The organism is Nocardia sp. NPDC051756 (assembly GCF_040681495.1).
In the GTDB taxonomy this organism is placed as follows: domain Bacteria; phylum Actinomycetota; class Actinomycetes; order Mycobacteriales; family Mycobacteriaceae; genus Nocardia.
Genome location: NZ_JBFAYV010000001.1, coordinates 933,461 through 956,514, shown reverse-complemented (window position 1 = coordinate 956,514; position 23,054 = coordinate 933,461). Strand labels below are relative to the sequence as shown.

The 23,054-nt window shown below is 67.7% G+C and carries 26 protein-coding genes and 5 tRNA genes; 16 read left to right on the top strand and 15 right to left on the bottom strand.

Annotation, left to right across the window (positions count from 1 at the left end; all coding sequences use genetic code 11):
- Positions 1–61: 61 nt before the first annotated feature.
- A complete protein-coding gene (locus AB0M22_RS04735; RefSeq protein WP_364721048.1) occupies positions 62–667 on the top strand; it encodes an HD domain-containing protein in 606 nt (201 codons plus the stop codon).
- On the opposite strand, the gene AB0M22_RS04730 is transcribed toward AB0M22_RS04735, so the two are convergent.
- The 3 genes from AB0M22_RS04730 to AB0M22_RS04720 all read right to left on the bottom strand — a co-directional run bounded on the left by AB0M22_RS04730 (position 664) and on the right by AB0M22_RS04720 (position 2,849).
- Entirely contained in the window at positions 664–1,380 is a 717-nt protein-coding gene (locus AB0M22_RS04730; RefSeq protein ID WP_364721045.1) for a PIG-L deacetylase family protein, read from the bottom strand. The two genes, AB0M22_RS04735 and AB0M22_RS04730, sit on opposite strands and share 4 nt — an antisense overlap.
- Positions 1,381–1,620: 240 nt before the next feature.
- On the bottom strand, positions 1,621–1,791 hold the full coding sequence (locus AB0M22_RS04725) for a hypothetical protein (RefSeq protein WP_191094238.1): 171 nt from the start codon (positions 1,789–1,791) through the stop codon (positions 1,621–1,623).
- 125 nt (positions 1,792–1,916) lie between these two features.
- Complete coding sequence (locus AB0M22_RS04720) at positions 1,917–2,849, bottom strand: LysR family transcriptional regulator (protein ID WP_364721042.1); 933 nt, start codon at positions 2,847–2,849, stop codon at positions 1,917–1,919.
- 100 nt (positions 2,850–2,949) lie between these two features.
- Here AB0M22_RS04720 and AB0M22_RS04715 point away from each other — a divergent pair, with 100 nt between their 5' ends.
- Both AB0M22_RS04715 and AB0M22_RS04710 read left to right on the top strand, forming a co-directional pair.
- The gene (locus AB0M22_RS04715; RefSeq protein ID WP_364721040.1) at positions 2,950–3,444 is read left to right on the top strand and encodes a cupin domain-containing protein; all 495 of its coding nucleotides are present in this window, start codon (positions 2,950–2,952) and stop codon (positions 3,442–3,444) included.
- Positions 3,445–3,446: 2 nt separating this feature from the next.
- Entirely contained in the window at positions 3,447–4,358 is a 912-nt protein-coding gene (locus AB0M22_RS04710; RefSeq protein WP_364721038.1) for an AfsR/SARP family transcriptional regulator, read from the top strand.
- A gap of 99 nt (positions 4,359–4,457) precedes the next feature.
- Here AB0M22_RS04710 and AB0M22_RS04705 read toward each other — a convergent pair whose 3' ends face one another.
- Positions 4,458–5,246, bottom strand: coding sequence for a PRC and DUF2382 domain-containing protein (locus AB0M22_RS04705; RefSeq protein WP_364721035.1), 789 nt, complete (start codon positions 5,244–5,246; stop codon positions 4,458–4,460).
- Between the two features lie 36 nt (positions 5,247–5,282).
- The gene (locus AB0M22_RS04700) at positions 5,283–5,450 is read right to left on the bottom strand and encodes a hypothetical protein (protein ID WP_364721032.1); all 168 of its coding nucleotides are present in this window, start codon (positions 5,448–5,450) and stop codon (positions 5,283–5,285) included.
- A 382-nt stretch (positions 5,451–5,832) separates the two neighbouring features.
- Between AB0M22_RS04700 and AB0M22_RS04695 the strand changes: the two genes are divergently transcribed.
- Positions 5,833–6,027 carry a hypothetical protein gene (locus AB0M22_RS04695; RefSeq protein WP_150405801.1) on the top strand — a complete coding sequence of 65 codons (195 nt, stop codon included), beginning with the start codon at positions 5,833–5,835 and terminating at the stop codon, positions 6,025–6,027.
- A gap of 414 nt (positions 6,028–6,441) precedes the next feature.
- Positions 6,442–7,281 (top strand): hypothetical protein, encoded by an 840-nt coding sequence (locus tag AB0M22_RS04690; RefSeq protein WP_364721029.1) that lies wholly within the window; start codon positions 6,442–6,444, stop codon positions 7,279–7,281.
- Positions 7,282–7,442: 161 nt separating this feature from the next.
- Here the strand turns inward: AB0M22_RS04690 and AB0M22_RS04685 are convergent, their stop codons facing one another.
- The 5 genes from AB0M22_RS04685 to pgsA form a co-directional block, all read right to left on the bottom strand.
- Entirely contained in the window at positions 7,443–8,318 is an 876-nt protein-coding gene (locus AB0M22_RS04685; RefSeq protein WP_364721027.1) for a hypothetical protein, read from the bottom strand.
- 137 nt (positions 8,319–8,455) lie between these two features.
- Positions 8,456–9,286 (bottom strand): PspA/IM30 family protein, encoded by an 831-nt coding sequence (locus AB0M22_RS04680; RefSeq protein ID WP_357378723.1) that lies wholly within the window; start codon positions 9,284–9,286, stop codon positions 8,456–8,458.
- 200 nt (positions 9,287–9,486) lie between these two features.
- Positions 9,487–9,969 carry a helix-turn-helix transcriptional regulator gene (locus AB0M22_RS04675; RefSeq protein ID WP_364721023.1) on the bottom strand — a complete coding sequence of 161 codons (483 nt, stop codon included), beginning with the start codon at positions 9,967–9,969 and terminating at the stop codon, positions 9,487–9,489.
- Positions 9,970–10,084: 115 nt separating this feature from the next.
- Positions 10,085–10,633 carry a CinA family protein gene (locus AB0M22_RS04670; RefSeq protein ID WP_364721021.1) on the bottom strand — a complete coding sequence of 183 codons (549 nt, stop codon included), beginning with the start codon at positions 10,631–10,633 and terminating at the stop codon, positions 10,085–10,087.
- Positions 10,630–11,289 (bottom strand): CDP-diacylglycerol--glycerol-3-phosphate 3-phosphatidyltransferase, encoded by a 660-nt coding sequence (gene pgsA, locus AB0M22_RS04665; protein ID WP_364721019.1) that lies wholly within the window; start codon positions 11,287–11,289, stop codon positions 10,630–10,632. The genes AB0M22_RS04670 and pgsA overlap by 4 nt, the downstream gene beginning before the upstream one ends.
- 143 nt (positions 11,290–11,432) lie before the next feature.
- Here pgsA and AB0M22_RS04660 point away from each other — a divergent pair, with 143 nt between their 5' ends.
- The 3 genes from AB0M22_RS04660 to AB0M22_RS04650 all read left to right on the top strand — a co-directional run bounded on the left by AB0M22_RS04660 (position 11,433) and on the right by AB0M22_RS04650 (position 12,987).
- Positions 11,433–11,999: an amino-acid N-acetyltransferase gene (locus AB0M22_RS04660; protein WP_364721016.1), complete on the top strand. Its 567-nt coding sequence runs from the start codon at positions 11,433–11,435 to the stop codon at positions 11,997–11,999.
- 16 nt (positions 12,000–12,015) lie between these two features.
- On the top strand, positions 12,016–12,300 hold the full coding sequence (locus AB0M22_RS04655) for a YciI family protein (RefSeq protein WP_364721013.1): 285 nt from the start codon (positions 12,016–12,018) through the stop codon (positions 12,298–12,300).
- A 159-nt stretch (positions 12,301–12,459) separates the two neighbouring features.
- A complete protein-coding gene (locus AB0M22_RS04650; RefSeq protein WP_364721012.1) occupies positions 12,460–12,987 on the top strand; it encodes a hypothetical protein in 528 nt (175 codons plus the stop codon).
- A gap of 15 nt (positions 12,988–13,002) precedes the next feature.
- Here the strand turns inward: AB0M22_RS04650 and AB0M22_RS04645 are convergent, their stop codons facing one another.
- Complete coding sequence (locus AB0M22_RS04645; protein WP_364721011.1) at positions 13,003–13,986, bottom strand: TerC family protein; 984 nt, start codon at positions 13,984–13,986, stop codon at positions 13,003–13,005.
- 133 nt (positions 13,987–14,119) lie between these two features.
- On the opposite strand from AB0M22_RS04645, the gene AB0M22_RS04640 reads away from it, so the two are divergent.
- The 7 genes from AB0M22_RS04640 to AB0M22_RS04610 all read left to right on the top strand — a co-directional run bounded on the left by AB0M22_RS04640 (position 14,120) and on the right by AB0M22_RS04610 (position 16,337).
- Complete coding sequence (locus tag AB0M22_RS04640; RefSeq protein WP_364721008.1) at positions 14,120–14,956, top strand: class I SAM-dependent methyltransferase; 837 nt, start codon at positions 14,120–14,122, stop codon at positions 14,954–14,956.
- A 35-nt stretch (positions 14,957–14,991) separates the two neighbouring features.
- The gene (locus tag AB0M22_RS04635) at positions 14,992–15,618 is read left to right on the top strand and encodes a hypothetical protein (protein WP_364721006.1); all 627 of its coding nucleotides are present in this window, start codon (positions 14,992–14,994) and stop codon (positions 15,616–15,618) included.
- A gap of 269 nt (positions 15,619–15,887) precedes the next feature.
- A tRNA-Trp gene (locus AB0M22_RS04630) sits at positions 15,888–15,960 on the top strand.
- A 27-nt stretch (positions 15,961–15,987) separates the two neighbouring features.
- Positions 15,988–16,066: transfer RNA gene (locus tag AB0M22_RS04625), tRNA-Tyr, on the top strand.
- Between the two features lie 11 nt (positions 16,067–16,077).
- Positions 16,078–16,149, top strand: a tRNA-Arg gene (locus tag AB0M22_RS04620).
- Between the two features lie 10 nt (positions 16,150–16,159).
- Positions 16,160–16,233, top strand: a tRNA-Leu gene (locus tag AB0M22_RS04615).
- Between the two features lie 28 nt (positions 16,234–16,261).
- A tRNA-Arg gene (locus tag AB0M22_RS04610) sits at positions 16,262–16,337 on the top strand.
- A gap of 30 nt (positions 16,338–16,367) precedes the next feature.
- Here the strand turns inward: AB0M22_RS04610 and AB0M22_RS04605 are convergent.
- Positions 16,368–17,963, bottom strand: coding sequence for an ATP-binding cassette domain-containing protein (locus tag AB0M22_RS04605; protein WP_364721004.1), 1,596 nt, complete (start codon positions 17,961–17,963; stop codon positions 16,368–16,370).
- Between the two features lie 314 nt (positions 17,964–18,277).
- A complete protein-coding gene (locus AB0M22_RS04600; RefSeq protein WP_364721001.1) occupies positions 18,278–18,766 on the bottom strand; it encodes a DUF417 family protein in 489 nt (162 codons plus the stop codon).
- 120 nt (positions 18,767–18,886) lie between these two features.
- On the opposite strand from AB0M22_RS04600, the gene AB0M22_RS04595 reads away from it, so the two are divergent.
- Positions 18,887–19,456: a CGNR zinc finger domain-containing protein gene (locus AB0M22_RS04595; protein WP_364720999.1), complete on the top strand. Its 570-nt coding sequence runs from the start codon at positions 18,887–18,889 to the stop codon at positions 19,454–19,456.
- A 21-nt stretch (positions 19,457–19,477) separates the two neighbouring features.
- Here the strand turns inward: AB0M22_RS04595 and AB0M22_RS04590 are convergent, their stop codons facing one another.
- Both AB0M22_RS04590 and AB0M22_RS04585 read right to left on the bottom strand, forming a co-directional pair.
- The gene (locus AB0M22_RS04590) at positions 19,478–22,051 is read right to left on the bottom strand and encodes a DNA translocase FtsK (protein ID WP_364720997.1); all 2,574 of its coding nucleotides are present in this window, start codon (positions 22,049–22,051) and stop codon (positions 19,478–19,480) included.
- Between the two features lie 222 nt (positions 22,052–22,273).
- Entirely contained in the window at positions 22,274–22,897 is a 624-nt protein-coding gene (locus AB0M22_RS04585; protein ID WP_364720994.1) for a TIGR03085 family metal-binding protein, read from the bottom strand.
- Positions 22,898–23,054: the final 157 nt, after the last annotated feature.

The window sequence follows — 23,054 nt, the reverse complement described above, 5'->3', positions numbered from 1 at the left end:
TGACCTCCGACGCCCACCGCGATATGGTCTAGACCAATTAGTGTCGGAGAGGGAGCAGATCGTGCGGGTGTCCACCGTGGACGAATTGATGGTGCTGCTGGCGAACGGCGAGGACGTCTGGGACATGCCGGACCGCAGCGGCGATCCGGTCGACATCCTCGACCACGACCGGCAGTGCGCGGAACTGCTGCGGCAGCGGTATCCGCAGGACGAGGAGTTGCAGGTCGCGGGGCTGGTGCACGACATCGGCCATCAGCTCGTGCCCGGCGATGACGCGGGGCACGGCCGGCACGGCGCGGACGCGATCCGCGAGTTGCTCGGCGCGCGCGTGGCCCGTTTGGTCGAGCTGCATGTGGTCGCGAAACGCTATCTGGCAGCGACGGATTCGGCGCACACCGAGGGCCTCTCCCCCTCCAGCCAACGCACTTTGATCGCTCAGGGCGGCCCGATGAACGCCGCCGAAGTCGCCGAGTTCCGCGCCGATCCGGACTTCGAGGCCGCCCTCGCCCTGCGTCGCGCCGATGACGCGGGCAAGGTCGTCGGCCTCACCGTCGCTCCGCTCAACTCCTGGATTCCGGTCATCGACCGCGTCGCCGCGACCCAACGGGCGCGTTCCCGAGATCAAAACGACCTGGCGCAGGAGGCCAGCCGCTCGCGACAGGCCTAGTGGGCGGAACCGCTGAAGTAGTAAAGCTCGAACCCGACGGCACGTTCGGCAGGAAATCCTTCGATCGGCCCGGTCCCTCGATCCACGATCGCACTGACCTGATCCGCCACCGGCTCCGAGCTGAGCACCTCGAGGTAGCGGCGGTGTTCGGCCAAGGAAGCCTTCGCCTGATCGATGTGCGCGCCGACGTCGACGGCGTGAGTCACGTTGGGGCCCACCACCGCTCCCCACCGTGGAGACCACGGCACGTCGGTCAGCTCGGGAAAGATCCACTCGTTACCGGCGTCGGAAATAGCGTCGAGCGCGGCCCGGCCGACGGCCCGATGATCGGCGCTGTTGGCGAAACCGGGAGCCCAGGTGTCGCCGAAGTTGAACAGCACCACCAGTTCTGGCTGATGCCGACGGATCGCGGCGGCCAAATCGCGACGCAGCTGCAAGGACTCCTCGACCCGGCCGTCCGGGTACCCGAGGAACTCGACCTGTTGCACGCCAACGGCTTTGGCGGAGGCGATCTCCTCCCCCTCGCGCACCGGCCCGGATTCCGCGGGCGGCAGTCCGGCGATCCCCGCCTCGCCGCTGGTGACCAGGACGTAGCGAATGTCCTTGCCCTGTCCCGTCCACCGGGCGACCGCCGCGGCGGCACCGTATTCGATGTCGTCCGGATGCGCGACGATCACGATGCCGCGCTGCCAATCCTCCGGTACCTGCTCCACGTGCTGACCCTTTCCTAGTCGTCGGGCCAGCCTAGAGGGCCTGGATCAGCGCGCAGGCAGCAGTGACGAAGGGGCCGTGCGCTTTCCCCTCATCGGGGAGCGCACGGCCCCGGTCCGGACGGTTCGCGACTTCGCTCGCGCCTCCCGGTGGCATCCCGGCCACACCTGGATCCGTCCGACGACCGCCCGCACGACGGCGCAGCGCTACCCGGCGCGCGCCAGCCGTTCCGCAGGCGGAAGCTAGAGCTTGCTGACCGAGTTGTCCGAGCCCGACACCGCCTTGTACAGCAGGTACAGCCCGAACACGATGGCGCTGATCACCAGGATCGGGAACAGCCCCTTGATCAGCGCACCGATGATGGCCAACGCGATCCAGGCGACCGCGACGATTCCGATAATCTTCCACAACATGTGCCAGCCTCCGAGGGTGTAAGCGAACCGTCTCCCACGATCCGACAGGTTCCACTCTGGCAGCTCGGCGACGATAAATCACCAGGTCAGCAACGATATCCGGGGAAGATCAGGGTGAACCCTGACTAGCTACCCGTCGTAGGTTGTACCGCGGTCGCCGCGCCTTCGGCGATCAGTTCGGCCGCGACCTTCGTCGCGATCCGGATGAAGGCCGCGACCAGCGGACGGTCCTCGCCCGCGCGGCAGGCGACGGCCAGCACCGACGGCGCAACATCGAGCAATGGCCGGGTGATCACGCCGGACCACGGGAAGAAGCGGGAGACCGAGGCGACCGAGACCGCGACCGCCTGACCACTGCCGACGGCGGCGAGCAGATCTTCCAGCGTGGCCACCTCGGCGCCGATGGTCGCGGGACCGTCGCGATAGTCGGCCAGGGTCATGAAGTCGCGGGCCGCGAGGTCGCGGTTGTCGGTCCACCACGCGAACGGCTGAACGGCCATCTCGGCCGGTGGGACCGCGGTGGTCGCCGCGAACGGATGGTCGGCGGGGAGCAGGGCGATCCGCTCCTCCCCGAGCAGCGGCGTCACGTCGAGCCCGTCCGGCGCGGGCAACCAGATCAGCCCGACGTCCGCGGCGCCGACCAGCACGCCCGCGCTCGCATCGTCGAAGCCGACCTTCCCGACGGTGACCGCGACGTGCGGATACTCGGTCGCGAAGGCGCGCAGCACCCGGGGCGTGATGTCCAGGCCGGTGACGCCGCGGATGCCGACGATCAGCTCGGTGCGCTGACCGGACTCGGTGTCGCGGGTGTCGGCGATCGCCGCGCCGACGGTATCCAGGATGTCGGGCACCCGGGCCAGCAGCGTGCGGCCGGCGTCGGTGAGCGTCACCTGACGGCTGTTGCGCTGGAAAAGCGTCGCGCCGATGCGGGTTTCGAGCTGTTTGATCTGATTGCTCAACGCCTGCTGGGTCAGGTGCAGCTGGGCCGCCGCCCGGGTGAAGTTCAGCTCGGTCGCCAGTACGTGGAACGCACGCAGGTGCCGGAATTCCACATCCACAACTGTGGATTGTAGATCCGACAGCCGATCGGTGTTTCCGTTCTCGGCTCCCCGGATCGAGCATGGTCACAGCGGGTTATTCGAATCGAGGAGTGTCACCTTGCCGGAACAGCGTCAGGAACTCGGGCCGCACGAGCCGATCGCGGAGTGGGCGTTCGGCCGCCTGGTGATCTGGCATCAGCGCGCCGAGACCACCGGCGGGGTGCTGTCGCTGGCCGAGGTCGTGCTGGCGCAGGGTGACGAGCCGCCGGTGCATCTGCATTCGCGGGAGGACGAGTTGTGCTTCGTGCTCGAGGGTGAGCTGACCGTGCATCGCGGGCTGGCCCGCATCCAGGCCGGGCCGGGCAGCTCGGTGTGGCTGCCGCGGGGGATTCCGCACGGGTTCGCGGTGCATACCGCGACGGCGCGGGTGCTGCACCACTACCTGCCCGCGGGGGTGGAGCGGGCGCACCGGGCGTTCGGTACCGCGGCAACCGAACTGGTGTTGCCGCCCGCCGATACCCGGCGGCCGTCGGGTGCGGAGGTGGAGGCGGAGTTCGCGCGCTACGGGGTCACCGTCGTCGGGCCCGCGCCGTCGAAGCGGAAGGAGGAGTGAGAATGACTGTGCCGCAAGGCATTGTCTATTCGGCCCGGGTCCCCGAGCCGGGGTACGCGCAGGTGCGCGTGCTCGGACCGGTGTCGGTGACCGACGGGGCGCGGACGATCGGGGTGGACCGTCCGCTGGAGCGGGCGGTGCTGGTCCGGCTCGCGCTCGCGGGTGGGGTTCCCGTTCCCGATCGGCGACTGGCGGCCGATCTGTGGGGTGACGGTGAGCTGTCGCGGCCGGTCGAACGATTGCGGGTGGTGGTGTCCCGGTTGCGAACGGCGTTGGGGCAGTACGGCGCAACCGTGTTGCGCACTCCAGCGGGGTACCGGACGACGATGGTCGTCGGCGATCTGCTCGCCGCGGAATCCATCGCGGATCGGTTGCATGCCGCGCAGCGAGCCGGTCGATTTACCGAGGTCTGGGCGGCGGCCGACGAAGCGCGGCGGCTCTGGCGCGGGCCGGCGCTGGCCGATCTGCTGTGGGCGCCGTATGCGGCGGTGGAGGCCGCGCGGCTGGATGCGTGGCGGCTCGAATTGACCGTCGCCGGACAGGAAGCGGCGCTGCAGCTGGGCTCCGGTCTCGAATGCCTCAGGGAGATGGGCATTCTGGCGGGTGAGCATCCGCTGCACGAACCGCTGGCCCGGCTGCATGCGCTGGCCCTCTATCGGGCAGGGCGGCAGGTCGATGCGCTCGATCGCCTGCGCGGCTTACGGTCAACGCTCGCTGCGCAATTCGGTGCGGCACTCGCGCCGGAAACCGTCGAGCTCGAGGTGCGCATCCTGCGGCACGATCCGGGTCTGCATCCAGCTCCGCCGGTGGTAAGGCCGAGCAGCCCAGCGCATTCGACCGTTCGGCGGATCGTCCGGTACCGCGACGTGGCGACCTCGGCGCATCGATTCCGGCGGTCCGAGCCCGGCTACTGATCGGCGATGCTGTTGCCGCCCTGGATGATTCGAATGATATGGGTGAGGATCAGGTCCACCCTGATCCTCACCCGGTGATATCAATCGAGGCAGCGACGGTCACTTACGCCGCGGGTCGCGCCGATCGCGGTCGACGCCCTCGGTCTCGATCCGCTCCTTACGCACCGTCTCGGACACGGTCTGCTCGTCCTGGACCTGGTCGACGGCGAGGCGGACGCGCTCGACCGGCACCGTCTCCTTCTGCACCGTCACCCGCTCCTCGTGCAGGGTGACCTCGGCCTCCTGCTCGCCGATGTCGGCGCGGCCGACCTGCGAGCGGTCGGTGATCGGCTCGCGCTCGATCCGGACCTCCTCGTGCGTGGTCGGCACGGTGACGGTCTGCTCCTCGGTCACCACGTACTTGTGCAGCCGCGCGTGGCCGACCTCCTCGTTCTGCTTGTTGACCGCGAGGCGCTCCTCGGAGCGGACCATGCCCTCGTCGTCGGCGCGACGAGCCTGATCAGGGCGGCGAGTCTGCTCGTCGGGGCGGCGTCCGCCGCGCATCTGCTGCTTGCCGCCCATGTCCATGCCGGCCCGGTTCGGGTCGATGTGGTAGTGGTCGAACAGTTCGCGTTCGGCCTCGGGGCTGATCAGACCGTCGTGCTCGAGATGCGGCGCGGTCTTCACCTCCTCCTTCTCCACGCGCACCTGCAACGCTTCCGGGTCGTGGCGCAGCTGCGCGCCGGCCAGCGGGACCAGCGAGTCGCCGCTGAACATTCCGGTGGTCACCGACACCCAGGTCGGGGCGCCGGAGGTGTTGTCGACGTAGATCCGCTTGACCTTGCCGATCTTGTCGCCTTCCGGCGAGTACACAGCGCTTCCGATGAGTTCTTCCAGCATTCCGGTCATGGTTCGATTCCTCCGCGTGCGTTCGATGAGAGTGATTCAGGCACTTGCTCGGTGATCGGACTGGTCGAGATCCTCGGCGATTCGCTGCGATTGCCGCGAGCGTCGGACCGGATCGTCGACGTTGCCCCAGGCCAGATATCTGCTGATATCCAGGCGTTGCGTGTCCTGGTCGATCGCGGATTTTCGGTAGGCAATATCAAGCATCTGTCTGCTCCTGCCCTTGTACTGAATGTTCCCGATCCCAGTGATGGAATCCGGCCGATCAGCTACATGAAGGCAACTACCCGGCGTGATCTACACCAAACTCCTCGTCGGTGAAATCGGCCTCGGACCGGGCGATGTGTCACGGGCGAGCAGTGCGGCGGCGCGAAAGTCGGTGTTCCGGACGGCCCCGTCGCCTATTACGCTTCGCGAAAGGCTTGGGTTCTGCACGCTCCCGGCCGCGCCGTCGGTCAGTGTACGGTTGTACTCTGATCTTGCGCGCAGCTTTCCGGATAGCCGCAGTCAGGAAGGGATGGTCGACTTATGCACACACCTTGTTCGGCACACACTCATACACTGAATCCCACGTGACGGTCGGTGGCTGATGGAAAACGAACTCGCACAAGAACTGGCCGCGGCGGCTCGTCGCCACGGCGGAGCGATCGCCGGAATCGTCGGCGGCGCGGCCCGCAAGGCCTCCTGGGAGGTACTCGACCTGATGGCCGAGGGCCGCGAACTGGTGAACGCCGCCCTACGCGCCCGCGCCGAAGAACTACGACGCAAGGACACCCTGCGCTGAATCAGCACCGGTAGCGCGCGATTCACCGGTAGCCCGTGTCGACTGTTCGGCGGATACAGCGAAGTCCGCCGAACAGCCACGATGAACCCATGAGCGATGCCTCACCCCTCGATTCCCCGGTATCGCACCATCGGGATTCACCATGCCTGCCCCTCTGCGACCCGATCCCCCGATACCTGGCGAAACAGTACCTGGGCCCGCCGTACGCACCCCCGCAGAACACCGTGCCCGAGCACCCGGCGATACGGCACCCGGGTCAGCCGGAGGCGCGCCGAACCGCGCTGCCGAACGTCGTAAAACTCACGGCCACAGCACTTTTCGTGCTTCTGGCGGCTGTTCTCGCACGCCCGCTCAGCAAGCTGCCGACGTGGGCACAGTCGGCAACACGTCGACTCCAGCATCGGACATAACAGCATGTCCGGACCCGCCATGCACCACCGCACTCCGATCACCCTCATGCCCGGCGAAACGCTGCGACTCTCGACTCAGTTCAGCCCGTTCTTGATCCTGACCCACCTGAAGATCACCCTCGCGGTGACCGATCGCCGGGTGGTCGTGCGCAGACCGAACACCATCTTCGCGGTAATTCCGCGCGGCTTTTTCGAGCAGGCCACCCCACTCACCCAGGTCAGTGAGATCGCCGCGGGCGAGGCAGTATCGACGCCACACCTCTTCTTCGGGACCGGATCCTTGCTGGCCGGGCTGCTTTCGCTGTTCGGTGTGCTGATCCCGGACGTGGCAGGCAGGCTCATCGGGCTGGTGCTGCTGGGAATATCGGCGTATTTGTTGCTGACTTCGATGCACATCGGCATCTGGGTGCGCAATCACGGCGGTGGCGTCTTGCGTGCGCCCGCCGGACGCAATGAACGCCGCCTGGTCGACGAGGCTCGACAATGCCTCGACGCGTTGCTCTTCGGCGATACCGCGACCGTAAGCAGTTCGGCAACAACGGTTTCCGCGGTACCGCAGCCGATTCCCGGTGCCACTCCGCCGAACACGCGGCCCGGCATCGTGCCGAACTCACCGAGCAGCCACGCCGCTGACGCAGCGACATCCGCACCCGATGTCCGGCCGGATGCCGTGCGCGCCGCGGATCCGCAGACCTCGCCGACCGCGTTGCGTGAAATCGCCCAGCGCTGGCCGGGATTGCGCGCCGCGGTCGCGGCGAACCCCGCCGCGAATCCGGGCCTACTGGCCTGGCTCGGTCAACTCGGTGATCCCGCCGTGGACAAGGCGCTGGCCGGCCGGCAGTAGGGGGTGTCATCACCGACCGGTGACTGTCTGTCCGGCAACTCCTCCCGCCGGACAGACCAACGGCCACCTTCCTTCGCGCCTGCAATCGAAGGAAGGTGGCCCACACCGTATTCGGATGAGATGGCTCAGCAATAGCCGATCGAACCGTGCGTTCGCGACTCTTAGTGCTGTCCGGGCTGGGAGAGCGGGACTTGCTGGTCGGCGACCTCGGTGAGGGCCTGGGCCCAGCCGTCGAGGCGGTCGGCGGCGTGGCGGAGGTCGGCGACGATGGCGTCGAAATTGTGGCGGAGGACGGCACTTTCGGGGACCGCGAGGATGCGGCCCGCGGCGGCGACCACCTGTTCGTATTCGACGACGCCGGTGTCGAGGCGGCCGAGGGCGAACTGGAGGTTGTCGGTGAGGGCGTCTGCCGCAGGGGATTTGGCGCGGCCCATGGCGCCGAGGGCCTGTTCCATCGCGGTGACGTCGGCGGCCAGGGCGTGCAGGGCGGCGGAACCGGAGCCTGCGGTTTCGAGCATGTCGGTGAGTTCGTCGTCGGGCAGGCGGTTGCCGCGGGCGATCTGTGCGCCGAGACCGTGCAGCGCGCGTTCGGCGCGGACCAGTCTGGCGATGGGTCCGCGCGCGCGGGACCACATGGGTGGTTGTTTGCGGGGAATGAAGGTGGCCTGTGGCAGGGGTACGCCGCGCAACCGCAGATAGCGGCGGGCGCTGAGCGCGGTGCCGGTGACCAGCGCGACCGCACCGCCACCGAGCACCACGACGATCCAGGCGGGGGCCGAGATGACCACGAGCCCAACGGCTCCCGCGGTGGTGAGGCCGGAGGCGGTGCCGAGCTGGAAGCTGCGGCGGCGGACCCGGCGCCGGCGGCGCAGTTCCCGTTCGCGCGGATCGGCCCAGCGGCGCACCGCGACGAGCGCGTGCTCGCCGACCTCGCGCAGACTGTCGGGCAGGCTTCCCGGTTGCGGCGCGAGCGCGGCCTGCGCCCGCACGATCGCCGCATCGCGCCTGCGGCCCGGAAGCGACTTATCCCGAGTCATGCCATCTCTCCCACTGCTAGCGCGGATCGGACCAGCACGGTCCCGGCGCGGCCGACGGCCGGCCCGCCGGGTACCCGTGCAGTGTCTGCCAGTGAACCATCCACCACCGACAAAGTCCTCACCGAGCGTCCGAGGCGTTACTGCTGTGCGGCCTGGCCCTTGTTCATCTGCGGCTGCGCCGGATTGGCCTGGGCCGGTGCGGGATTGACGGCGGGCTGCGCCGCGCCACCCGCGGGCAGCTGATCGCCGCGCATCGACGCGCGGATCTGCTCGAGCTTGCTGTGCCCGGCCATCTGGATGCTGGCCTGCTGCACCTCCAGCATGCGTCCCTGCACGGTGTTCTGCGCGAGCTCGGCGGAACCGAGCGCGTTGGCGTAGCGGCGCTCGATCTTCTCCCGCACCGCGTCCAGGCTCGGGGTGCTGCCCGGCGCGGACAGCGTCGAGTCCATCTGCTGCAGCGACGCGGAGACCTGCTCCTGCATCTTGGCCTGCTCCAGCTGGCTGAGCAGCTTGGTGCGCTCGGCGACCTTCTGCTGCAGCAACATCGCGTTCTGCTCGACGGCCTTCTTCGCCTGGGTGGCCGCCTGCAGCGACTGGTCGTGCAGCACCTTCAGGTCCTCGACCGACTGCTCGGCGGTGACCAGCTGCGCGGCGAACGCCTCGGCGGCGTTGGTGTACTGGATCGCCTTCTCGGTGTCGCCCGCGTTGGCGGCCTGATCGGCGAGCGTGACCGCCTGCCGGGCGTTGGCATTGAGCTTCTCGACCTCGTCGAGCTGCCGGTTCAGCTTCATCTCCAGCTGACGCTGGTTGCCGATGACCGATGCGGCCTGCTGCGAGAGGGCCTGATGCTGGCGCTGAGCTTCCTCGATAGCCTGCTGAATCTGGACCTTCGGATCCGCATGCTCCTCGATCTTCGAATCAAAGAGGGCCATCAGGTATTTCCAGGCCTTGACGAACGGATTAGCCATCGATTGATCCCGCCTCCATCTGACGTGCCGCGCCCTCGACGCGGCTCCAGTGCGCGACCGTCACGCACTCGATATATGCCTATCCTCCACCATGCGGCCGCTGGGCCGGGTATACCCGGCCCAACCGACGCCTAGTGAGAATCTATCCGCTTTGGGCGCCGGTCCGCAGCGTTGCCGCGGTGGCCACCTGTCGCTAGGTGTCACATGCCCTTCACCAGGACCAGCATGTCGGCCTTGGGTGCGGGAATGACGATTCGGGTGTCCATGGCCAGCGGCAGCGGGCGAGCGCCCGCACCGGCCACCGACAGACTGGCACTCGCGGGCGCGAGCGCGGGCTCGGCGGCGGGTGCGTCCGCGGCGGGCGCGGCCTCGGCCGGAGTGGCGGTCTGCTCCGCGTCGACCGGCAACGGCGCGGCCGCGGCGTCGGCCGGGGTACGCGTGGGCAGGCCGTCGGCGCCGGCCATGATCGTGCTCACGTCCCAGAGCACCCGGGACAGCGGCACGTCCAGGGCCGCGCAGATGGCGGCCAGTAGCTCACTGGAGGCTTCTTTACGGCCCCGCTCGACCTCGGAGAGATAGCCCAGGCTCACGCGCGCCGAGGTGGACACCTCGCGCAGGGTCCGGCTCTGGGCGAGACGAGCACGCCGCAGACTGTCCCCGATGGCCTCTCGCAGCAGCGTCATCTCGTTCTCCTTCGCTCCCTGTCAGGGGACCTGCATGACACTCACGAGTGCCACGCACGCCGTTCTTTCTGGCACAACGTCGGACATGGGCCGGTTGGTTCCCGCCCGGCGCAAATCACTCACCTTGCCCGTCCTGCCCGGCCGGACGCTGGTCCGGCCGTCGTACACAGCGCAGCAACTCGCGCACCGCGGTGTGCGTCGCACTGATCCTGATCGTCCATCGGTCACCGACGAGTTTCAACCGCATCACCTCGGTGTGCCCCGGACCGGCCAGACCGAGGAAAACCGTGCCGACCGCATGTCCGTCCTGCGCGTCCGGCCCGGCCACACCGGTCAGTGCCACTCCCCAGTCTGCCCCGCAATTCGTTCGCGCGCCGACCGCCAGTTGTTCAGCGGTGCTCGCGGCGACCGGACCTTCCGTCTCCAGTACTTCGTCGCTGACGCCGGCGAGGCTGTGTTTGAGGTCTGTGGCGTACACCACGAGGCCGCCGCGCAGCACGGCGCTGGCGCCCGGAACACCGGCAATGGTCGCGGACAACAGCCCGGCGGTGAGGGATTCGGCGGTCGCGACGGTCTGGCCGACCGCGGTCAGCGCGCGCACGAGCTCGGCGACCGGTGCGTCGGCGGTCAACGGATCGGCCGACACCGACGACGTCGCGGTCATGCGCCGCGCGTTCGGCCCGGCCCGCCCGCGAACCACACCCGCATCGCCTGGCCGACATAGTCGAGGCCGGTGAGCACGGTCAGCGCGACGGCCACATACATCAGCCACATGCCCGCGCTCGCGAGCCAGCCGCCCAACGGCAGCAGCAGCACCGCGATCGCGAGGGATTGCACGAGGGTTTTCAGCTTGCCGCCGCGTCCGGCGGGAATCACGCCGCGGCGCACCACGGCCAGCCGCAACAGGGTCACGCCGATCTCGCGACCGCAGATGACCAGGGTGATCCACCAGGCCAGGTCGCCGAGCACGGACAACCCGATCACCGCGGAACCGATCAGCGCCTTGTCCGCGATCGGATCGGCGAGCTTGCCGAAGTCGGTGACCAGGCCGTACTTGCGCGCCAGTTGCCCGTCGAACCGATCGGTGATCGCGGCGATGCCGAACAGCGCGGCCGCGATGATCCGCCAGGCCGGGTCGTGCCCGCCGTCGACGAAGAGCGCGACCACGAACAGCGGGACCAGCGCGATCCGCAGCATGGTCAGGATGTTCGCGATATTCATCAGCGGCACGACGGGTTCGGCGTGCGGCGCGGCCATGCCGGATCGGATCGGACTGGCCCCGGTCCAACGCCGCTCGATCTCTTCCGGCTGTGCGCTCATCGACACTCCAGACTCAACACGGCACGACGATGACCAGCACCGGGCCGGCGCGCGTCATGCCTGACCCACTGCGGTGAGTGGGACGACTGGATGTGTGGCACACGTTCAGCCTATCGGTAACCCACCCGACTACTCTGCACCCCATGAACTCTCGGGGACCACTAGGTGGTTCGACCAGCGACGCACATCCGGGCGTGCCTCTAGGCGCGCACAGCACCGCACTGGTTGTCCGACGCGCGCGAACCTCCGACGTGCCCGAGATCAAACGCCTCGTCGATGTCTACGCCGGCCGGATACTGCTGGAAAAGAACCTGGTCACGCTCTATGAGGCCGTGCAGGAATTCTGGGTGGCCGAGCTGGACGGCCGGGTGGTCGGCTGTGGGGCGCTGCATGTGCTGTGGGCCGATCTCGGCGAGGTGCGCACGGTCGCGGTGCATCCGGATGTCAAGGGCAGCGGCGTCGGCCGGGTCGTGGTGGAGCATCTGATCGCGGTGGCCCGCGAGCTGGAACTGCGGCGGGTGTTCGTGCTGACCTTCGAGGTGGACTTCTTCGCGCGGCACGGCTTCGCGGAGATCGAGGGGACGCCGGTGACGGCCGAGGTGTACGCGGAGATGTGCCGGTCCTACGACACCGGTGTCGCGGAGTTCCTCGACCTGAGCTACGTGAAGCCGAACACCCTCGGCAATACTCGGATGCTGCTCACTCTCTGACAGGAAGCGATTCGCCGTGCCGATCTTCGCCGTTCACTACACCTACTCCGAGGCCACGGTTCCGGGCCGGGACACCCACCGCCCGGCGCACCGCGGCTGGCTCGCCGATCAGCTCGCGGCCGGCGCACTGCTGACCAGCGGGCCGTATCCGGACGGATCCGGTGCGCTGCTGCTGTTCAAGGCCGCGGACGCGAAGGCGTTGAACGCGTTGCTCGCGGTGGATCCGTTCGCGCAGGAGCGGCTGATCGATGACGTGCGCGTCGTCGAATGGCTGCCGGTGCTCGGCGCTTTCGCGTCCTGAACGTGCCACCCGCTCGCCCGTCCTGATTCCCCGTTTGCCGGTTCTGCCTGCGGGGAATCAGGCGGCGAGGCCGGGTAGTTAGCCGAAGACAGCTAACTTCCGGCGACACACCGCGCGCGATACGGACATACCGCCTACCCCACCGGCAGACTCGCGGCCATGCGCACATACGTAGCGGTTTTCGCGTCGACGGCTGCCACCGCTGGCCTGTTGTACGCGTACCTGGGCGTACCGGACAAATCGGACCCAGCAACTTCCTCGTCGGCCCGGCCGCTGACCCAGCCCGGCGTCGCCGACCCGGTGTGGTACCGCAACGCCGACGGCTACTACTTCCAGACGGCGGACCGGCAGATCACCTGCGCCATCCTCGACCAGCCGACCGGCCAGCCGCGCCGCGCTGCGGGTTGTCAAGGCGCGACCGGTCCCGCGCCGCCGCACATGCAGAAATGCTGGAGCACCGATCCGACGGCCGCGGCCGTGGCGGTCGGCGAGGACGCCGGATACCTCTGCGTGAATCAGGGCTTCTACACCGGACCGCAGGTCGAGGCCGGCCCGGTGCTGCCCGCCGGATCCGCCTTGCATGCGCACGGATTCACCTGCCGCGCCGACACTTTCAGCGTCACCTGCAGCAATGATAAAGACGGGCACGGGTTCGAGATCGCGCCGGACAGCAACCGGGTGTTCTGAACGTTCGCGCCCCGCTCAGCCCGATCGGGCGCGAGTGCGGGTGCGCAGCAGGCTGGCGACCGTCGCGATGACCAGGATGCCGATGATCACACCGAGCGAGACGCCGGTGGAGATCTCCGGCACGCTGACGTGCTTGCCGCCATTGATGAACGGCAGTGTGTTCTCGTGCAACGCGTGCAGCACCAGCTTCACGCCGATGAACGCGAGGATCGCGGACAGGCCGTAGGACAGATAGACCAGACGATCGAGGAGTCCACCGATCAGGAAGTACAACTGCCGTAAACCCATGAGCGCGAACGCGTTTGCGGTGAATACCAGGTACGGCTCGCTCGTCAGACCGTAGATCGCCGGGATCGAGTCCAGGGCGAACAGCAGGTCGGCGAAGCCGATCGCCAGCAACGCCAGCAGCAGCGGGGTTACCACGCGACGTCCGTCGACGCGGGTGACCAGCTTGTCGCCGTCGTAGCTGTCGGTGGTCGGCAGTACCCGTTTGGCCAGCGCGACCACCCGGCTGTCGCGCTTCTCCTCGTGCTCGGCCTCGTGGCCGCTCTCGGTGACCAGCTTGATCGCGGTGTAGACGAGGAACAGGCCGAACAGATAGAACACCCAGCTGAACGCGCTGATCGCGGCCGCGCCGACGGCGATGAACACGCCACGCATCACCAGCGCGATCACGATGCCGATCAGCAGCGCCTTCTGCTGATACATCCGTGGCACCGCGAAGGTGGACATGATGATGAGGAAGATGAACAGGTTGTCCACCGAGAGCGCCTTCTCGGTGACGAAGCCCGCGTAGTACTCCCCCGCGAACGTCGAACCCCAGCGCCAGGCGACGAAACCGCCGAAGGCCAGGGCGATTCCGATGTAGACGGCGGACCAGAAGCCGGACTCGCGGAAGCTCGGTTCGTGCGGGGTGCGCACATGGGCGAAGAAATCGAAGACGAACAAGCCGAGGATCACCACGCAGGTGATCACCCATTCGAGAGCGGTTACCTGCATGCGGTGCGTCGATCGGTAGCGAAGGTCATGGCGTCCATCATGCCCGATTTGTCCGTTCTGGTTGGCTAGCGGGTTGGTTGCTGACCATAATTTCACATGCGCCCGCCGTGGCGTCCGTGCCAGAGTGGCGTCCGTGACCGACGACTACCTCCGCCTGAACAAGGCCAACTGGGACGAGCGCGCACCGGTGCACGCAGCAGCGCGCGACTACGCGGTGCAACGGTTCATCGACGAACCGGATTTTCTCAGCGAGGTCGTCCGGTTCGATCGGCCGCTGCTCGGCGACATCGGCGGGCTGCGCGGGGTGCATCTGCAATGCCACATCGGCACCGACACGCTCTCGCTGGCCCGGCTCGGCGCGACCATGACCGGGCTCGACTTCTCCCCAGCGTCGCTGGCGCTGGCGCGGACGCTCGCCGAAAAGACCGGAGCGCATATCGATTTCGTCGAATCGAACGTCTACGACGCGGTATCCGCGCTCGGCGGAGCACAATTCGATCTGGTGTACACGGGAATCGGTGCGCTGTGCTGGCTTCCGAGCATCGCACGCTGGGCGCAGACCGTCGCCGGACTCCTGCGGCCCGGTGGACAGCTGTTCATCCGGGACAGCCATCCGATGCTGAGCACAATCGACGAAACCCACACCGACCGACTGGTTGTCGGCTACCCGTACTTCGAAACGCCGGAGCCGATGGTGTTTTCCGACGGCGGCACCTACGTCGAGACCGACGCCGAGTTCGTCCAGACCACGACCCACGAATGGAATCACGGGTTCGGCGAGATCGTGACCGCGCTGCTGCACGCCGGCCTGACGATCACCGGGCTGACCGAGCACCGAACCGTGCCGTGGGAGGCGTTGCCCGGGATGATGACGCGCGGCCAAGGTGACGAATGGCACCTCACCGAGCATCCGGAGCGGCTGCCGCTCAGCTTCACGGTGCAGGCGCGCAAACCGCCCGGCGCGTCCTGACCGAAAGCTCGCGCACGCGGTACAGAATGCCCCTCATGCAAATCCGAGGAGCTCGTATCGCTGTGGTGCCCTGCGCCGTCGCGCTGGCGTTGCTGGCCGGGTGTGGCAATGACGACAAGGGTTCGGGCACACCGACCACCCGCGGCTCGGTGCCGCCGAGTTCGGCCGTGACCAGTTCCCCGGTCGCGCCGACCACTCCGGCGACGACCTCCTCCGCCGCGCCCACCACGACGCGTGGGCCCGTGTCCGGTCCGGTCGATCCGGCGCAGTACCGGCAGTCGATGGGGTACTACTTCCAATCGCCGAGCGGGTCGTTCCTGTGCGCGATCCTCGATCAGCCGATCGATGACAACGCCCAAGCCGGTTGTCAGGGTACGACTTCCCCCGCGCCCGCACAGTTCAAGGACTGCTGGAGCAAGCACCCGCAGGCGAGCACGCTCACCGTCGGCACACACTCCGAGGCGCTCTGCTTGAACCAGGGCGTGTTCGTCGGCGCGCCGACCGACGGCGGCAACCGCGGCGGCGGCCGAGTGCTGCCGTACGGTGGGATGCTCACCGTGGGAGCGTTCACCTGTGACTCCGCCGAAAACGGAGTGACCTGCACGAACGACACCACCGGTGCCGGGTTCACGATCTCGCGGGAGTCCAACCGAACCTTCTGAGTGGAAAATTCGGTTCCCATCGCGAAATCCGGATGTTAACGTCGGTACCAACAAAACACACGACCAGGAAGGCGAAGACGATGACCGGGATCCAGCAGCGACAGCTGTCGCTAAGCGGGACCTGGCAGTCGTGCGCCGATGCCGTGCTATCGACGGTCGCCTATCGACGGCTGACCGTGCGGAGCTGCCCCTGATTCGTGTCTGCTCATAGACCCGAGAAAGGGGTCACTCCGCGGCAAAAGCCAAGGGGTGACCCCTTTTTCGTGTATACGGACGTAGCTCAACTGGAAGAGCAGCGACCTCCAAAGCCGCCGGTTGTGGGTTCGAGTCCCGCCGTCCGTGCTCGACAACTGAACAGCGACGAAACTTGGCAGCATGCCCGAGCGGCCGAAGGGGCCTGACTGTAAATCAGGTATATACACCGGAGGTTCGAATCCTCCTGCTGCCACCGTGTTTCATATCCGTGTAGCTCAGTGGAAGAGCGGCACCCTCCGAAGGTGCAGGTCGGTGGTTCGACTCCACTCACGGATACGAAACCCGATCCCTCGTAGCCCAATCGGTAGAGGCACCGGACCTAGATTCCGGGAGGTGCGAGTTCGAATCTCGCCGAGGGAACCCGCTTTCCGGCCCCACCCGGGGCCGAGTGCCCGTAGCTCAGCGGAGAGAGCGCCTGCCTACGAAGCAGGAGGTCGGAGGTTCAAATCCTTTCGGGCACACCAATTCAAGGCTTTGCGGAGAACCGTGCCCGGCTACAGCGAATCCCGCTGGTGGATACCGCCGTTCGAATCGAGTTCGAGCACGGTGTCGACGCCGATCCTGCGCAGGAACGGATAGTCGTGACTGACCACCAGGATCGCGCCGCGATAGTCGGCCAACGCGTCGACGAGCTGGTCGACGCTGGCGATGTCCAGGTTGTTGGTCGGCTCGTCGAGGATCAGCAACTGCGCCGGCGGGTCGGCGAGGAGCAAGCGCGCCAACGAGACTCGGAACCGTTCGCCGCCGGACAGCGTCGATACCGGCCGCTCGACGCCGCTGCCGCGCAGGAGCAGGCGGGCCAGCTGGTTGCGGATGGTGGCCGGCGGGGCGGCGGCGGCGACCGCGTGTACGTTGTCGAGCGCGCCGACGTGCTCGTCCAGATCATCGAGGCGTTGTGGGAGGTAACCCACCCGGTCGGTGAGCAGGGTGCCGTGTTCTGGGTCGCGACCGTGGATCAGGTTCTCGATCAGCGTCGTCTTGCCCGCACCGTTGCGGCCGATCAGGGCGACGCGCTCCGGACCCTGGATGACGAAGCCGCGATCAGCATCGCGCAGTTCCGCGATGCGACGACTGCGCGGCACATCGGGATCCGGCAGTTCGAGATGGATGTGCTCCTCGCGGCGCACCCGCGCCGCCGCCGACGCCAGGGCATCTTGGGCCGCAACGACTTTCGCGTCCAGCGTGGTGCGCATCGCCCCGGCCGAGGCCTGCGCCTTGCTGGCCCGGTTGCCCGCCAGGATCCGTGGAATGCCGCCGTTCTGCTGGGTGTTGCGCCCCGTGCGTTCGCGTCTGGCGAGTTTGGTCTCGGCCTCGATCCGTTGTCGTTTCTCGACTTTCAACGCCTGCTCGGCGGTTCGGGCCGCCTGCGCGGCCGCCGCCTGTTCCTGCTCGATGTGCCGCTGCCAGTCGCTGTAGGGACCGCCGAACACGTCCAGGGTCGCGCCGTGCAGTTCCGCGGTGGCGTCCATGCGTTCGAGCAACTCGAGGTCGTGGCTGACCACCACCAGGGTGCCGGGCCAGGTGTCCACGAATTCGGCCAGCTGGGCACGGGTTTCGCGATCGAGGTTGTTGGTCGGCTCGTCGAGCAGCGTGATCGGCGTGCGCTGCACCCGCAGGCCGGTGATCGCGACGAGAACCGCCTCGCCGCCGGAGATCTCCCCCACCCGCCGATCCAGATCGGCCGCACTGAAACCGATGTCGTCGAGCGCCTCGTCGGCGCGGGCCTCGATGTCCCAGTCGTCACCGATCGTCTCGAAATGCCGCTCCGCGCTGTCACCGGATTCGATCGCGCGCAACGCCGCGAGAGTGTCGGCGATGCCGAGCAATTGGGCGATGGTGGCGTCGCGGCCGAGGGTGAGGGTCTGCGGTAGATAGCCCACCGCACCGGTGGTTTCGATGCGTCCGGACGTCGGGGTGAGGATTCCGGCGATCAGCCGCAGTAGCGTCGATTTGCCCGAGCCGTTTCGGCCGACCAAACCGGTGCGCCCGGTGCCGAGGGTGCCGTCGACCCCGGCGAGCGCGACCGTGCCGTCGGGCCATTCGAAGGTCAACTGCTGCAAGGTGATCGCGGATTGCGTGGATATAGCCATGATTCGTCGACTCTTTCCTGCTCGCGAACGAGCGGGCCGCAAGTTTCGCGCCGAGGTCACAGAGACCGTGGGCGCGGTGATGTGGGAACTTTGCGGAAACAGACGGAGGCGAAATGGGCGCAGGCACGAAAGACCTCAGGCGGTCCCCGATCCGGGACACCGGACAGAATGTGCAATCAATACGCCGCCTCCGACTGGGCGGCTACAGTCTGTCGACTTCCTCCATGATCACGTAATCACCCTAACATTTGGCCCTATCCCCGACGTGTGATCGGCCGCGGTAGCGCGGGCGGCCACCGCGGCCGATCGGTACGTCAGCGCCGCTGGGCGCGAAGAGCGGTGAGGGCCTCGCCCGCGGTGGCGACGGAGACGCCGAGCAGGACCAAGTCTTTGATCAGGAAGCCGCCGCCCGAGCCGAGGAACGGGAAGCCGTAGCCGGGCTGCCAGACGCCGGGGGCGCTGAGCAGGAAGCTCAGGGTGGTCAGGAACAGGATGACGGCGCCGGCGCTGCCCAGCACGGCGACGCGCGGGGCGAAGCGCCATGCGGCGATCGCCAGCCCGATCGCGATTTCCACGACACCGAGGACCGCCGAGAGCGCGTCGACGCTCAGCAGGTCGTAGAGCCAGGACATCAGCGGCGAGCTGGCCACCAGCGGCTGGATGCCCTGCGCCTCGAAGGAGAAGAACTTCATCGCGCCGATCCAGATGATGACCAACGCCAAGCCGTAGCGGCTCAGCGCGGCGCCGATCCTCGGCAGTGCCGCTACTCGGTCGAACGTCGAGGTCCGGGTGATGGTTGCCATGACATGCTCCCTGCTTTCAGTGATAGTGCCGGTTCTCACTCCTGAAGTGACCGGCTAAATCGGAACACTGGTCATTGTGACCCGCGGCACCGTGACCGGTCAAGTGGTTACACTGGTCTCATGACGATGGAGGGTCAGCCCGCACCGGTACAGCGACTGGTGGCGTTCATCAACACACGGCACTGCCCCGACGGCGACGACGTGCTGACCGACGAGCGCGCGCCGGGCTGGCTGGCCGCCTGGCTCGGGCGCGACGACACAGAACTGTCCGTCGAGCCGGAAGAGCTACTGGCGCTGCGCAATCTGCGTGAGGGCATGCGCGAACTGGCCGCGGCCAACAACGGGCAGCAGTCCGACACCGACGTGATCCAGAGCGCGGCAACGGTTTTGGCGTCCGCGCCGGTGATCCTGCAACTCGGTGACAACCAGCAGGGCCCGCACCTGGTCGCCGATTCCGGCGCGGATCCGGTGCGGCACACGGTTGCCGCCGTGGCGCAGTCCTACCTCACGGTCCGCGCCTCCGGCGACTGGGCCAGGGTCAAATCCTGCGCCGCGGCCGACTGCCGCTGGGTCTACTTCGACACCTCACGCAACCGTTCGCGCCGCTGGTGCGACATGACCAACTGCGGCAATCGAGCCAAGAACCGCACCTGGCGCGAACGGGTCCGCTCGGGCGAGCACGCCGACTGAGCGCACTGCCGCCGACGGACCCTACTCGGACTCCTCCGGGGGCGGCTCGTCGCCACCACCGCGGATGGTCCACAACAGGCCATCCAGTTCGTCGGGCTTGATGAGGACGTCGCGGGCCTTGGAGCCTTCGCTGGGGCCGACTACGCCGCGGGTTTCCATGAGGTCCATGAGGCGGCCGGCCTTGGCGAAGCCGACGCGGAGCTTGCGTTGCAGCATGGAGGTGGAGCCGAATTGTGAGGTGACGACGAGTTCGACGGCTTGGATGAAGACGTCGAGGTCGTCGCCGATGTCGGGGTCGACGTCTTTCTTCTCGCCCTGTTTGGCGGCGGTGACGCCCTCTTGGTATTCGGGCTCGGCCTGGTTCTTGGCGAAGTCGACGACCGCGTGGATTTCCTCGTCGCTGATGAACGCGCCTTGCAGGCGGGTCGGCTTGTTCGCACCCATGGGCAGGAACAGGCCGTCGCCCATGCCGATCAGTTTCTCGGCGCCGGGCTGATCCAGGATGACCCGCGAGTCGGTCAATGACGAAGTGGCGAAGGCCAATCGGGACGGCACGTTGGTCTTGATCAGGCCGGTGACCACGTCGACCGAGGGACGCTGGGTGGCCAGGACCAGGTGAATGCCTGCGGCACGGGCCTTTTGGGTGATCCGCACGATCGCGTCCTCGACGTCGCGCGGCGCGGTCATCATCAGGTCGGCGAGCTCGTCGACGATGGCGAGGATGTACGGGTAGGGCCGGTACACCCGTTCGCTGCCCAGCGGCGCGGTGATCGCGCCGGACTTGACCTTCTTGTTGAAGTCGTCGATGTGGCGAACCTTGTTGGCCTGCATGTCCTGATAGCGCTGTTCCATCTCCTCGACCAGCCAGGTCAGCGCGGCGGCCGCCTTCTTCGGCTGGGTGATGATGGGCGTGATCAGGTGCGGAATGCCCTCGTACGGGGTGAGTTCCACCATCTTCGGGTCGATCAGGATCATCCGGACCTCGTCCGGCGTGGCCCGGTGCAGCAGCGAGACCAGCATCGAGTTCACGAAACTCGACTTACCCGAACCGGTGGAGCCGGCGACCAGCAGGTGCGGCATCTTGGCCAGGTTCGCGGCGAGGTAGTCGCCCTCGATGTTCTTGCCGAGCCCGATCACCAACGGGTGGTGGTCGTTTCGGGTCGACGGCGCCTTGAGCACGTCGGCGAGGCGGACCAGTTCGCGATCGGAGTTGGGCACCTCGATGCCGACGGCGGACTTACCGGGGATCGGCGCGAGCAGCCGAACGTTCTCCGTGGCAACGGCATACGCGATATTGCGGGCCAGCGCGGTGATCTTCTCGACCTTCACGCCGGGTCCGAGTTCCACCTCGTAGCGGGTGACCGTCGGGCCGCGCACGAAACCGGTGACCGCGGCGTCGATCTTGAACTGCACCAGCACCTCGGTGATCGCCTCGATCATCGATTCGTTGGCGGCACTGCGCTTCTTGGGCGGGTCGCCGTCGGTCAGCAGCGACATCGGCGGCAGCACGTAGTCGCCTTCGACCTCGCGGTCGGCGACGAATTCGAGCTGCTTCGGCGGCGGCGGGGTCTGATCCTCGACCTTCGGGACCGGGCGCTGCTTCTTCGGTTTCGGCTTGGCGGCAGGCTCTTCCGTCGCGATCGGCTTGGCGTCCTGCAACGGCGGCTCGCCGATCACCTCGGTCACCGCGTCGGGATCGCCGAACTCGTCGGGCGGGTAGTTCTCCACCGGCGTGCGGCCGCGGCGCTTCGCCTTGGCGGAGTGCAGCGGGAACCCGTCGGCGTCGTATTTGGCCGGGTCGTAACCGAATTCACCCTCGTACTCGCCGTATTCGTCGCCACCGCTGCCGGTGCCGAAGTACTCACGCAGCCGGGCGGGCACCTCCCGCACCGTCGTACCGGTCAGCAGCAACACACCGAAGACGATGGCCAGCAACAGGATCGGCACCGACAGCCAGGCGGTGAGTCCGTTGGTGAGCGGCCCGCCCACCACGAAACCGACGAAACCCGCGGCGCGCGAACGCCCGTGCGGATCGGTCGGCGCACCGGCGATGACGTGCCACAGCCCGAGCACCGGCAGACCGACCAGCAGCCCGCCGAGCACCAGCCGCGGCCGGATCTCCGGATGTGCCTCGGTCCGCATGAGGATGACCGCGATCGCGGTGGCCACGAACGGCAAACCCGCCGAGGCCGAGCCGGACACGGCGCGGATGGCTTCGCCCACCCAGTGCCCCACCGGGCCGCCCGCCGACAGCCACACCGCGGCGGCGATCACCGCGCTCAACGCGATCAGGGCCAGCGCGATGCCGTCGCGACGATGACCGTGCTCGATCTCCCCCGCCTTGCTCAACGTCCGTGTGGTAGCGCCGAGGCCGCGCGCGAGCATGTTCCAGCCGCTGCTGATGCCGCGGCTCAGCACGGCCAGCGGCGCGGTGTTCGACGTGCGCCGAACCGGCCTGCGAGCTGGTGCGCGGCGCGCGCGAGTGGTCGGCGTGGTGCGGGGCGTTGCCGAACGGGACCGAGCCGCCGTGGTCCTTCCCCGCGCCGATCCCGCCCGCGCCCGAGTAGTCGTGGTGCTGCGGGACTTACCTGCCATGGACCCAGGCTAGCCGCAAACGCCCCTCCCAGACCATCCGCAACACTGGTATCCCCCGTCTCAGCAGTGCCGAACTGTGCAGATGCCCAGGTCGCCGATGATCCGACTGCGCACGCCCCCAGCGGCCGATCCAGCGTGTCGAAGCCGACCGGTCGGGCCTGAAACGTCGAGCAAACCGCCGGTTCGCGCAAGCCGCGACCGGACTGCCCGGTGTGCGAACGATCAGACGGAGCGATCCAGCGTCAAAACGGCCTGTACGGCTTCCGGCGTCCCGGTGGTCTCGATCCGGACCTCGTCCCGGCCGAACGAGTGCAGCAGCAGCTCCGAAGGCGCCCCGGTCAGCACCACTTCCTCGCCCGACTTCGACCGGACGACCGCGCGCCGCTCGTCCAACGTCTCCAGCACGACCTGAACCGGCGAATTCCGGTAGGACCGCCGGGCCATCCGCCGGACCAACTGCCAATACCTGTCCTCGTCCACCTGCGACAGCGCACGCGGCTCCCAGCCCGGGCTACCGCGCCGCACGTCCTCGTGGTGCACGAACATTTCGGTCACATTCGCGATCGCATCGACCGGCCGCAGCGGCGACCACCACGGCGGCCCGGTCCGGACCAGTTCCAGCAGCTCAGGGAACGGCCGGCTCGCCGTTTTGGCCTGCACCCCGTCGAGATACCCGGCGAACGGCTTCAGCATGATGCCCGGCGCGGCGTCGGGGCGTCGCTCGCGAACGACCAAGTGCGCGGCGAGGTCTCGCACCGTCCAGGTCCCACACAGCGTCGGCGCCTCCGGCCCGACCGCGGTCATGGTCTCGACGAGCTTCTGACGTTCCCGCTGCGCGATGCTCACCCCCTGAACATACCGACCAACCCGGGCATCCTCGCCCCGGCGTCGCGGATACCGACACGCGAGACCCCCGAATTCTTGGGTAGCGCAATGAGTGTTCGCTATGTACCTTGTCACTCGGTCCATCGGGTCGTGGACCTAAATACAAGAAGGGCAAATT

Bases quoted from the DNA above. Each gene is read 5' to 3' on its own strand.
- AB0M22_RS04725 (WP_191094238.1), bottom strand. From the start codon at position 1,791: ATGTTGTGGAAGATTATCGGAATCGTCGCGGTCGCCTGGATCGCGTTG.
- AB0M22_RS04710 (WP_364721038.1), top strand. From the start codon at position 3,447: ATGACTGTGCCGCAAGGCATTGTCTATTCGGCCCGGGTCCCCGAGCCG.
- AB0M22_RS04705 (WP_364721035.1), bottom strand. From the start codon at position 5,246: ATGACCGGAATGCTGGAAGAACTCATCGGAAGCGCTGTGTACTCGCCG.
- AB0M22_RS04700 (WP_364721032.1), bottom strand. From the start codon at position 5,450: ATGCTTGATATTGCCTACCGAAAATCCGCGATCGACCAGGACACGCAA.
- AB0M22_RS04695 (WP_150405801.1), top strand. From the start codon at position 5,833: ATGGAAAACGAACTCGCACAAGAACTGGCCGCGGCGGCTCGTCGCCAC.
- AB0M22_RS04690 (WP_364721029.1), top strand. From the start codon at position 6,442: ATGTCCGGACCCGCCATGCACCACCGCACTCCGATCACCCTCATGCCC.
- AB0M22_RS04685 (WP_364721027.1), bottom strand. From the start codon at position 8,318: ATGACTCGGGATAAGTCGCTTCCGGGCCGCAGGCGCGATGCGGCGATC.
- AB0M22_RS04680 (WP_357378723.1), bottom strand. From the start codon at position 9,286: ATGGCTAATCCGTTCGTCAAGGCCTGGAAATACCTGATGGCCCTCTTT.
- AB0M22_RS04675 (WP_364721023.1), bottom strand. From the start codon at position 9,969: ATGACGCTGCTGCGAGAGGCCATCGGGGACAGTCTGCGGCGTGCTCGT.
- AB0M22_RS04670 (WP_364721021.1), bottom strand. From the start codon at position 10,633: ATGACCGCGACGTCGTCGGTGTCGGCCGATCCGTTGACCGCCGACGCA.
- pgsA (WP_364721019.1), bottom strand. From the start codon at position 11,289: ATGAGCGCACAGCCGGAAGAGATCGAGCGGCGTTGGACCGGGGCCAGT.
- AB0M22_RS04660 (WP_364721016.1), top strand. From the start codon at position 11,433: ATGAACTCTCGGGGACCACTAGGTGGTTCGACCAGCGACGCACATCCG.
- AB0M22_RS04650 (WP_364721012.1), top strand. From the start codon at position 12,460: ATGCGCACATACGTAGCGGTTTTCGCGTCGACGGCTGCCACCGCTGGC.
- AB0M22_RS04645 (WP_364721011.1), bottom strand. From the start codon at position 13,986: ATGCAGGTAACCGCTCTCGAATGGGTGATCACCTGCGTGGTGATCCTC.
- AB0M22_RS04635 (WP_364721006.1), top strand. From the start codon at position 14,992: ATGCAAATCCGAGGAGCTCGTATCGCTGTGGTGCCCTGCGCCGTCGCG.
- AB0M22_RS04605 (WP_364721004.1), bottom strand. From the start codon at position 17,963: ATGGCTATATCCACGCAATCCGCGATCACCTTGCAGCAGTTGACCTTC.
- AB0M22_RS04600 (WP_364721001.1), bottom strand. From the start codon at position 18,766: ATGGCAACCATCACCCGGACCTCGACGTTCGACCGAGTAGCGGCACTG.
- AB0M22_RS04595 (WP_364720999.1), top strand. From the start codon at position 18,887: ATGACGATGGAGGGTCAGCCCGCACCGGTACAGCGACTGGTGGCGTTC.
- AB0M22_RS04590 (WP_364720997.1), bottom strand. From the start codon at position 22,051: ATGGCAGGTAAGTCCCGCAGCACCACGACTACTCGGGCGCGGGCGGGA.